Source organism: Dyella sp. AtDHG13 (genome assembly GCF_003201105.1).
Classification (GTDB): domain Bacteria; phylum Pseudomonadota; class Gammaproteobacteria; order Xanthomonadales; family Rhodanobacteraceae; genus Dyella; species Dyella jiangningensis_B.
In genome coordinates, this window is sequence record NZ_QICJ01000003.1 from 531,555 (window position 1) to 541,664 (window position 10,110).

Consider the following 10,110-nt stretch of genomic DNA (forward strand, 5'->3'; position numbering starts at 1 on the left):
GCCGGGTGCCCGGGGGTACGGTCATGACGACGATCCGTCACGAAGCCGCGGTCCCCCTGTCCGCCGCAGGTCGCAGGTTCGACCAAGCGCTGGCCGAGATGTTCCCCGATTATTCCCGTTCGCGCCTCACGGCATGGATCAAGGCCGGCGCGGTGACCCTGGACGGCGCCGTGGCGCCGCCCCGCCAGCTGCTCCGTGGCGGGGAAAAAGTCCTGCTGCAAGCTGAACTTGAGACCGAAGTGGAGCTGGAGCCGGAGGCCATCGCCCTGGACATCGTCCACGAGGACGAACACCTGCTGGTGCTGAACAAGCCGGCCGGGCTGGTGGTGCATCCGGGCGCAGGAAATAGCGCCGGCACCGTGCTGAACGCCTTGCTGCATCACGATCCGGCCCTGGCCCAGCTGCCGCGTGGCGGCATCGTGCACCGCCTGGACAAGGACACCTCGGGCCTGATGGTGGTGGCCAAGAGCCTGCCGGCCCATACCGCGCTGGTGGAGATGCTGTCCCGCCACGACGTGGAGCGGCAGTACGAGGCGGTGGTGCTGGGCACCCTGGTGGCCGGCGGCACGGTAGATGCCCCGATCGGCCGCCACATGGGCGACCGCCTGCGCCAGGCCGTGCGCGACGAGGAGGACGGCAAGCGCGCCGTCACCCATTACCGCCTGCGCGAGCGTTTCCGGGCGCACAGCCTGATCCAGTGCAGCCTGGAAACCGGCCGCACCCACCAGATTCGCGTGCACATGGCGCATATCAACCATCCGCTGGTCGGTGATCCGCTGTACGGCGGCGGCCTGAAGCTGCCCAAGGGGGCCACGCCCGAGCTGGTGGCGGCCCTGCGCGGCTTCCGCCGACAGGCGCTGCACGCCGAGCGGCTGGCGTTCGAGCACCCGGTGACCCACGAGCCGCTGTCCTTCAGCGCGGAGCGTCCGGCCGACCAGCAGGCTCTGATCGACGCCCTGCGCGCCGACGCCGCCCAGGCCGATCCGGACGACTGGTCGTGAGCAGCCCCGAGGCCTGGATCCTGCCGGACTGGCCGGCCCCCGCCGGCGTGCGGGCGGCGGTCAGTACCCGGCTGGGGCCGGGCGTTTCCACGGGCGCCTGGGGTCGTTTCAACCTCGGGGCGCGTTGCGGCGACCTTGCCGAGGCCGTCGCGGCAAACCGCGCGGCGGTGCGGCCCGCCCTGGGGCTGGCGGGCGATCCCCGCTGGCTGCAGCAGGTCCATGGCGTCGACGTTGTGGATGTGGATCGCCTGGACGATGCGCAGGAGCCGCGCGCGGACGCCGCCGTCACGCATCGCGTGAGGCAGCCGCTGGCCATCCTCACCGCCGACTGCCTGCCGGTGCTGTTCTGCACCACCGATGGCCGCGGCGTGGCCGCCGCCCACGCCGGCTGGCGGGGCCTGCAGGCCGGCGTGCTGGAGGCGGCATTGAACGCCTTGCAGGCGCCGCCCGCCCAGGTCATGGCGTGGTTGGGGCCGTGCATCGGCAAGGCGAGCTACGAAGTGGGCGAGGAAGTGCGCGATGCCTTTCTGGCCGTCGATGCCGGCGCTAACGCAGGCTTCGAGCCCACGCGCCCTGGCCACTGGCTGTGCGATCTCGCCTGGCTGGCCCGCCGCCGGCTGCAGGCCGCCGGCGTCGCCCAGGTGCATGGCGGCGGGTTCGATACCCGCACCGATGACCGCTTCTATTCCTACCGCCGCGATGGGGCCCAGAGCGGCCGCTTTGCGAGCCTGATCTGGCGCGAAGCCTAGACGGTGGAATGCGGCCTCCCGCGACAAAGTTGACGCGAAGCTGACGAAAGGCGCAGATTGCCAGGGGGCATCGCAAGGACAGGACCCAAGGCGATGTCCGGATCCCGAAGTCAGCCGCATTCCAGGGAGGTCGCATGAAACGCAGTCATAGCCTCATGCTCGCCGGTGCGTTGTCGGTCATGTGTGGCGCCGCCGTGGCATCCATATCCCCCGGTTCGTTGAACCCGTTTCCCCAGCGCGTACTGCCGGTGCTCGTGCAGGTGAACGCCGAAGGCAAGGTCACCTCGGCCTCGCCGGCCATTGCGCTGGAACCGCGAATGAGCCGCCTGCTGTCGCGGAGTCTGGACGACATGATCACCGCGCCGGCCGAATACCGCGGCCGTCCGATCGCCAGCCAATTCATTCTCAACCTGCAGCTAGATGCGACGAAGCGGCCCGATGGCGACTACGACGCCCGCTTCGTTTCGGTCTCGACCCAGCCCGTGCCGGCGGGCAACTGGCATTGGGTGAACATCGACGGACGCATGTGGGCACTGGCCGGGCCGGACGGCCACGCGCCGTTCCAGCGCATCAGGACGATGGAACCGATACCGCGGAACGCTGGCACGCTCTACAGCCCTGCCGGCAACACGGCTCCCGCATCGCCCAGGGCGGCCGCGTCGCCTGCGGCGCATCACCCCTGACGAGTCGACCTCGCACGCCGAACAGCACGCCTTCGCGGCGGGCTGTTCGCTGGTGCAAGGGCTATTGCGCCAGCTGCCGCAGGAACGCATTGCGCCACGCCGTGACGTCCTGCTTCTCCAGCACGTCCATCATGCGGCGCCAGCGCGCGCGCCGTTCCTGCAGCGGCATTTCCAGCGCGACGCCGAGGGCCTCGGCGACTTCCTCCGTGTCGCGCGGGTTGACCAGCAGCGCGTCGCGCAATTCCTGCGCGGCGCCGGCGAAGCGCGAGAGCACCAGCACGCCGGGGTCGTTGGGGTCCTGGCTGGCCACGTATTCCTTGGCCACCAGGTTCATGCCGTCGCGCAGCGGCGTCACCAGGCCCACGCGGGCGCTGCGGTAGTAGCCGCTGAGCAGGCTGTGCGGGAAGGAGTTGTTGACGTAGCGGATCGGCACCCAGTCCGGTGCGGCATACATGCCGTTGATGTGGCCGGCCATGCGCTCCAGCTCGCGGCGGATCTGCCGGTACTCGGGCACGCCGCCGCGCGAGGGCGGCGCGATCTGCAGGAAGCTCACCTTGCGGTGCAGCTGCGGCGAGCGCTCCAGCAGGCGCGCATACGCCTGGAAGCGCTCGGGCAGGCCCTTGGAGTAGTCCAGGCGATCCACGCCGATGATCAGCGCGCGGCCTTCCAGGCTCTGCTTCAGGTCCAGGATTTCCTTGTGCTCGTTGGCGTGGCTGGCCGCCTCGGCCACTTCGGCGGTGTCGATGCCGATGGCGAACACCTCGGCGCGGAACACGCGGCCTTCCGGCGTGCGGATGCGCCCGTCGCGGCGCATGGTGGCGCCCACCTCGTGCAGGAAATATTCCTCCAGCGCGCGCCGGTCGCGCGGCGTGTGCAGGCCGACCAGGTCATAGCTCGCCAGGGTTTCAATGAGTTCCATGTGGCGCGGCAGGGTGATCAGCAGGCCGGCGGCCGGCAGCGGCGTGTGCAGAAAGAAGCCGATGCGGTTGCGCACGCCGCGTTCGCGCAGCATGGCGGCGAGCGGGATCAGGTGATAGTCGTTGACCCAGACCAGGTCGTTCGGGCGGATCAGCGACATCAGCTGGTCGGCGAAGACGTTGTTGACGCGCAGGTAGCCGGCGAGATGCTTGCGGTCGTAGTCGACCAGGTCGGGCCGGTAGTGCAGCAGCGGCCACAGCGTGCGGTTGGCGAAGCCGTCGTAGAAGTCGTCGTGGTCGGCGCGCGACAGGTCGATGGTCGCGTATTCCACCGGTCCGTCGCTTTGCTTGTGCACCTGTTCGGCGGTCTGCCGGGCGATCTTGCCGCTCCAGCCGAACCACAGGCCGCCGCGTTCCTGCAGTGCCGCCCGCATGGCCGAGGCGAGCCCGCCGGTGGCGGTCTGGTCAGGCAGGGCTACCCGGTTGGAAACCACGATCAGCCGTCCCTGGCCGCTGTTGCTTCTTCCCACCATCATCACAGTGCGTCCTCCCAGCGCCGCGACAGGCGCATGGCGGCCTGGATCAGGCCCACCATCGAATAGGTTTGCGGAAAATTGCCCCAGTGCTCGCCATTGGCCGGCGCGATGTCTTCCGACAGCAGGCCCAGCGGGTTCCGTTGCGAGAGCATGTGCTCGAACATGGCGCGGGCGCGCTCCTTGCGGCCGGTGGCGGCCAGCGCCTCGATGTACCAGAACGTGCAGATGTTGAAGCTGGTTTCCGGCGCGCCGAAATCGTCCGGCGCGATGTAGCGGAACAGGTAGTCGCCGCGCCCCAGCGCAACGCCGATGGCGTCCACGGTGGCGATGAAGCGCGGGTCCATGGCGTCGACGAAGCCGATGTCGGCGAGCAGCAGCAGGCTGGCGTCCAGGTGCTCGCCGTCGTAGGCGTCGACGAAATAGCCGAGTTTCGCGTTCCAGGCGCGCGCCTCGATGCGCTCGTGCAAGGCCACGGCCTCGTCGTGCCAGTAGCGGGCGCGCTCGTCCAGGCCCAGTTCGGTGGCGATGTGCGCCAGCCGGTCGCAGGCGGCCCAGCACATGGCGGCGGAATAGGTGTGCACGGCGGAACGGCCGCGGTATTCCCACAGGCCTGCGTCGGGCGTCTCGGCCACCCGCAGCGCCAGCTCGCCCATGCGCTCCAGCCGGCGGAAGGTCAGCTCGTCGCCCGGGCGTTCCAGGCGGCGATCGAAGAACACCTGGGCGGAAGCCAGCACCACCGAGCCGTAGACGTCGTTCTGCCGCTGCCGCCACGCATCGTTGCCCACGCGCACCGGGCCCATGCCGCGGTAGCCGGCCAGGCTTTCGACCTGGATCTCCGGCAGCTCGTGCTCGAAGGTGATGCCGAACACCGGGCCGATCTCGCTGTCGCCGTCGGAGGCGACCAGGTTGAAGACGTAGCGGATGTACTCCTCCATGCTGCGCGTCGCGCCCAGCCGGTTGAGCGCGCGCACGGTGAAGGCGGCGTCGCGCAGCCAGCAGTAGCGGTAATCCCAGTTGCGCCCGGAGCCGGCCGACTCGGGGATGGACGTGGTGAGCGCGGCGATGATGGCGCCGGTGGCTTCGTACTGGCACAGCTTCAGCGTGATGGCGGCGCGGATGATGGGTTCCTGCCACTCGTACGGCACCGACAGGTTGCGCACCCATTCGCGCCAGTAGGCCAGCGTGCGTTCCAGCGTGTGGTGAATGAAATCCGCCGGACTGTGCGTCAGGGTTTCGTCGGGGCCGAACACGAAATGCGCGGGTTTCTCCAGGAAAAACGGCAGGCCGCGCTCGATCATGGTGGAGGCCACGTCGCTGGTCAGGCGTTGCACCACGCCATCGAGCAGGAAGCGGATGTGGTTGCTGCCGGAGGTGGTCTGTGGCGCTTCGCTGCCGTACTTGCAGAGCGGCCGCAGCAGCACGCGGATGCGCGGGGCGCCGCCTATGGGCCGCACGCGGCGGGCCATGAGCACGGGATGGTAGAAGCGCCCGCGCGATCGGAAGCGGGGCATGTAGTCCACGATTTCCACGCCCGCGCCCTGGCGGTCGTAGAGGCGCGTCACCAGCACCGCCGTGTTCGGCATGTAGTGCTGTTCGGTGCGATCGAGGCCTTCCAGTTCGATCGTCCAGTCGCCACCTTCACGCTGTGGCGACAGCAGCGCGCAGAAGCTCGCGTCGCCGTCGAAGCGGGGCAGGCAGCACCATACGATGCGCCCACGCCCGTCGATCAGTGCGGCAACACTGCCGTTGCCGATGACGCCCAGCTCCAGGCTGGACTGGGCGTCAGTGGTTTCCTCCTGAGGAATGGGCATGCGAGAGGGCTCCATGCTTGAGCGCGTGCAGCACGCGGAACAGCCAGGCCCGCGCCGCGGCGGGATCCGGCAGGGAATAGCGGGCGAGGCTCGGTTCGCGCGAACCCACGCGTATGCTCAATCCGCTCTCGAGGTTGGCCATGGCAAAGCCATGCTCGTCGGTCAGGTCGTCGCCGACGTAGACGGGCTGGCGTCCCTGGAACGGCCAGGCGGACATCAGGCTGGCCACCGCCGAACCCTTGTCCATGCCTTCGGGCTTCAGCTCGATCACCATGTTGCCCGGCTGCATTTCGTAGCCGGCCAGCGAGGGCAGCACGCCCTGCACCTGCTCGCGCAGACGTTCGAACAGCTGCGGCGAAGTGCGGCAATGCAGGGCGACCGCCATGCCCTTGTCCTCCATCAGCACGCCCGGCAGCGCGGCCGCCACCGTGCTGGCGATGTCGCGCACCAGCGACCGCCGGCTGGCGCCGATGTGCACGCCGCGATAGCGGCCGTCGGCGCCGCGCAGTTCCAGGCCATGCAGGCCGGCCATCGCCCAGGGCGGGTGGCCGAACAGATCGTCCAGGTCGTCCAGGCCGCGGCCGCTCACCAGGGCCAGCGCGCCGTCGAGCGCGCCGTACAGGTCCTCGATGAGTTCGCGCAGGCGCGAATGCACGCAGACCTGATCGGGCTGGTCGACGAAGTCGAGCAGCGTGCCGTCGACGTCGAGAAACAGCGCCCAGCGATCATCCACGCCTGGCAGAGGCGGGGCCGGGAGGGGCAATGGGGCGGGCATGGCAGCTTGGGGCACAGGGGATTGCACGTGCCGCAGACTAGCAAGGCGAATGTGAAGGCAAGCTATGGATGCCCGAACGACGACTGAAGAAGCGACGTACACCTGACGTTGACGCGGCTTGAATCACGCGTGGACGAGCCGCATCTCTCCGCGCAGTGGCGGCGGGGCCGCCAGACTCTATTGATCGAGGGGACACCCATGAGGATGGACAAACTCACGTCGCGCTTTCAGCAGGCGCTGGCGGATGCTCAGTCGCTCGCCGTTGGGCGCGACAACAACATGCTTGAACCGGTGCACGTCATGGCCGCGCTGCTCGACCAGCAGGGCGGCTCCACGGCACCGCTGCTGACGCAGGCGCACGTCAACGTGCCCGCGCTGCGCCAGCGCGTGAATGAAATGGTGGAACGCCTGCCGCGCGTCAGCGGACAGGAAGGCAACGTGCACGTCGGCAACGAACTGACGCGCCTGCTCAACCTCACCGACAAGCTGGCGCAGCAGCGCGGCGACCAGTTCATCGCCAGCGAACTGTTCGTGCTCGCGGCGGTGGAAGACAAGGGCGAGCTGGGCGCCGCGCTCAAGGCCGCCGGCGCGACCAAGGCGAACGTCGAGGCCGCCATCGACAAGATGCGCGGCGGTGAAAAAGTGCAGAGCGAAAACGCCGAAGACCAGCGCCAGGCGCTGGAGAAATACTGCATCGATCTGACCGCGCGCGCGGAGAGCGGCAAGCTCGATCCGGTGATCGGCCGCGACGAGGAAATCCGCCGCACCATTCAAGTGTTGCAGCGTCGCACCAAGAACAACCCGGTGCTGATCGGCGAGCCCGGCGTGGGCAAGACGGCCATCGTCGAAGGCCTGGCGCAGCGCATCGTCAAGGGCGAAGTGCCCGAAGGCCTGCGCGACCGCCGCGTGCTCGCGCTGGACATGGGCGCGCTGATCGCCGGCGCCAAGTTCCGCGGCGAATTCGAGGAACGCCTCAAGGCCGTGCTCAACGATCTCGCCAAGAACGAAGGCCAGATCATCCTGTTCATCGACGAGCTGCACACCATGGTCGGCGCCGGCAAGGCCGACGGCGCCATGGATGCCGGCAACATGCTCAAGCCCGCGCTGGCGCGCGGCGAGCTGCACTGCATCGGCGCCACCACGCTGGACGAATACCGCAAGTACATCGAGAAGGACGCCGCGCTGGAGCGCCGCTTCCAGAAGGTCTACGTGGGCGAGCCCAGCGTGGAAGACACCATCGCCATCCTGCGCGGCCTGAAGGAACGCTACGCCGTGCACCACGGCGTGGAGATCACCGACCCCGCCATCGTCGCCGCGGCCACGCTGTCCAATCGCTACATCCCGGATCGCCAGCTACCGGACAAGGCCATCGACCTGATGGACGAGGCGGCCTCGCGCATCCGCATGGAAATCGATTCCAAGCCGGAAGAGCTCGATCGCCTGGAACGCCGGCTGATCCAGCTGAAGATCCAGCGCGAGATGCTGAAGAAGGAAACCGACGAAGCGTCCAAGAAGCGCCTCGCCGATCTCGATGCGGATATCGAGAAGCTGGAGCGCGAGTTCTCCGATCTCAACGAAATCTGGAAGTCCGAAAAGGCCGCGCTGCAGGGCGCGACCAAGGTGAAGGAGCAGATCGAAGCCGCGCGCGTCGAACTGGAAACCGCGCAGCGCCACCAGGACTACGCCAAGATGAGCGAGATCCAGTACGGCAAGCTGCCCGAACTGGAAAAGCAGCTCGCTGCCGCGCAGGCCGCCGAGAAGCAGGATTTCAAGCTGGTGCAGGATCGCGTCACCGAGGAGGAAATCGCCGAGGTCGTGTCGCGCTGGACGGGCATCCCCGTCAACAAGATGCTGGAAGGCGAGCGCGACAAGCTGCTGCACATGGAAGAAGCGCTGCACAAGCGCGTGGTCGGCCAGGATGAAGCGGTACGCGCCGTGTCCGATGCGATCCTTCGCGCCCGCGCGGGCCTGTCCGATCCCAATCGCCCGTACGGCTCCTTCCTGTTCCTCGGCCCCACCGGCGTGGGCAAGACGGAACTGTGCAAGGCGCTTGCCGAATTCATGTTCGACACGCAGGACGCGATGGTGCGCATCGACATGAGCGAGTTCATGGAGAAGCACTCCGTGAGTCGCCTGATCGGCGCGCCTCCGGGTTACGTGGGCTACGAAGAGGGTGGTTATCTCACCGAAGCCGTGCGTCGCCGCCCGTACAGCGTGATCCTGCTGGACGAAGTGGAGAAGGCACACCCGGACGTGTTCAACATCCTGCTGCAGGTGCTCGACGACGGTCGCCTGACCGATGGCCAGGGCCGCACGGTGGACTTCCGCAACACCGTCATCGTGATGACCTCCAACCTCGGCTCGCAGATGATCCAGGAGCACGCCGGCGATTCCGAGGCCGATTACGTGCAGATGAAGGCCGCGGTGCTGGGCGTGGTGCAGGCCCACTTCCGGCCGGAATTCATCAACCGCCTCGACGAGCTGGTGGTGTTCCGTCCGCTGGAAAAGAAGCAGATCCGCAAGATCGCCCTGATCCAGTTGACCTACCTGGAGAAGCGCTTGGCCGAACGTGATCTTCGCATGGAGATCAGCGACAAGGCGCTGGACCTGCTGGGCAACGTGGGCTTCGACCCGGTGTATGGCGCGCGGCCGCTGAAGCGGGCGATCCAGCAGCAACTGGAGAATCCGCTGGCGAAGGAGATTCTGGAAGGGAAATTCCCGGGTGGCGCGACCATCGTGGTGGACGCGAAGGATGGGCATTTGACGTTCCACAAGCAGTGACGTCGGTGGGGTGATGTGTGGCGCCCGTCCTGTGGAAGCAGGGCGGGCGCTTTTGTTTCCAGGTGAGTTGCGAGCTGTGACTCCCTCTCCCCTGTGGGGAGAGGGCTGGGGTGAGGGGCGGGTGCTCGCCTCACGGTTTCATTCTTTAGCCGTGATCCGCTTTGGCCGTCATCCCGGCGCAGGCCGGACAAGCGCGAAGCGCGCAGAACGCCCGTAGGGCGGCCCCGAAGGGGCGAGCGAAGCGAGTCATCCAGTGACTTTGCGCTGGGTTTTCGCGTAGAGAGTGATTGGCTCTTTACCAGCGTTCCCTCGACCGTGCCGCCTACGCGGCGGGCGTTCCGAACTGCTGCCGCAGTCCGGGTCACTTTCTCTTGCTTGCCCAAGAGAAAGTAACCAAAGAGAAGGGCCCCCCGGAATCGGCGCCTATCGGGCAAAGCCCGATAGGTCCGCGGTCGGGTTACGGGCTTTTCGACGGGGCATCCTGCCCCGACGAAAAGTGCCTGGCGTCCTGCCAGGCACCCCTGCGGGGCCTGATCTCCACCCGCCCGCCGCCTCATACGGGGCCCTGGAAGATCAAGAGCGAGAGCCGACGGCTCGTGCCGCTGCGCGGCACATCGCGTCTTGGTTGGCGCGGAGCGCCTGCCTTGGCGGCTGTTCAAAATCTCCGAAGCAGCTCCATTCCCTCACCGTCATCCCCGCGAAAGCGAGGATCCAGCGACTTTACGTGCTGCGAGAAGGCCTAAAGACACTGGATGACCAGCTATTCGGCTGTTGATGAAGCGCCTCCCGCTTTCGCGGGGATGACGGTGAGGAGAACTGCGCGCTCACGCTAGATTTTGAACATGCTCTAAGAGCTG

The 10,110-nt window shown here is 67.6% G+C and carries 7 protein-coding genes; 4 read left to right on the plus strand and 3 right to left on the minus strand.

Features of this window, described 5'->3' with window-relative positions; translation table 11 throughout:
* Positions 1–23 precede the first annotated feature (23 nt).
* The 3 genes from rluD to BDW41_RS08350 all read left to right on the plus strand — a co-directional run bounded on the left by rluD (position 24) and on the right by BDW41_RS08350 (position 2,433).
* Positions 24–1,001, plus strand: coding sequence for a 23S rRNA pseudouridine(1911/1915/1917) synthase RluD (gene rluD, locus BDW41_RS08340; protein ID WP_074545385.1), 978 nt, complete (start codon positions 24–26; stop codon positions 999–1,001).
* Positions 998–1,750 (plus strand): peptidoglycan editing factor PgeF, encoded by a 753-nt coding sequence (gene pgeF / locus BDW41_RS08345; protein WP_074545383.1) that lies wholly within the window; start codon positions 998–1,000, stop codon positions 1,748–1,750. Before rluD ends, pgeF begins: the two co-directional genes overlap by 4 nt.
* 134 nt (positions 1,751–1,884) lie before the next feature.
* On the plus strand, positions 1,885–2,433 hold the full coding sequence (locus BDW41_RS08350) for a hypothetical protein (protein WP_074545380.1): 549 nt from the start codon (positions 1,885–1,887) through the stop codon (positions 2,431–2,433).
* 61 nt (positions 2,434–2,494) lie between these two features.
* Here BDW41_RS08350 and otsA read toward each other — a convergent pair whose 3' ends face one another.
* The 3 genes from otsA to otsB are packed head-to-tail and all read right to left on the minus strand — an operon-like array spanning position 2,495 to position 6,430.
* Positions 2,495–3,886, minus strand: a complete 1,392-nt coding sequence (gene otsA, locus BDW41_RS08355) for an alpha,alpha-trehalose-phosphate synthase (UDP-forming) (RefSeq protein ID WP_083337440.1) — start codon at positions 3,884–3,886, stop codon at positions 2,495–2,497.
* Entirely contained in the window at positions 3,886–5,697 is a 1,812-nt protein-coding gene (locus tag BDW41_RS08360; protein ID WP_074545377.1) for a glycoside hydrolase family 15 protein, read from the minus strand. Before BDW41_RS08360 ends, otsA begins: the two co-directional genes overlap by 1 nt.
* Entirely contained in the window at positions 5,669–6,430 is a 762-nt protein-coding gene (otsB, locus tag BDW41_RS08365) for a trehalose-phosphatase (protein WP_343125755.1), read from the minus strand. The genes BDW41_RS08360 and otsB overlap by 29 nt, the downstream gene beginning before the upstream one ends.
* Positions 6,431–6,670: 240 nt before the next feature.
* On the opposite strand from otsB, the gene clpB reads away from it, so the two are divergent.
* Positions 6,671–9,253, plus strand: a complete 2,583-nt coding sequence (gene clpB, locus BDW41_RS08370; RefSeq protein WP_074545371.1) for an ATP-dependent chaperone ClpB — start codon at positions 6,671–6,673, stop codon at positions 9,251–9,253.
* Positions 9,254–10,110: the final 857 nt, after the last annotated feature.

What these genes read in the sequence shown, in the direction of transcription:
- rluD (WP_074545385.1), top strand. Translation starts at nt 24, where the DNA reads ATGACGACGATCCGTCACGAAGCCGCGGTCCCCCTGTCCGCCGCAGGT.
- BDW41_RS08350 (WP_074545380.1), top strand. Translation starts at nt 1,885, where the DNA reads ATGAAACGCAGTCATAGCCTCATGCTCGCCGGTGCGTTGTCGGTCATG.
- otsA (WP_083337440.1), bottom strand. Translation starts at nt 3,886, where the DNA reads ATGATGGTGGGAAGAAGCAACAGCGGCCAGGGACGGCTGATCGTGGTT.
- BDW41_RS08360 (WP_074545377.1), bottom strand. Translation starts at nt 5,697, where the DNA reads ATGCCCATTCCTCAGGAGGAAACCACTGACGCCCAGTCCAGCCTGGAG.
- clpB (WP_074545371.1), top strand. Translation starts at nt 6,671, where the DNA reads ATGAGGATGGACAAACTCACGTCGCGCTTTCAGCAGGCGCTGGCGGAT.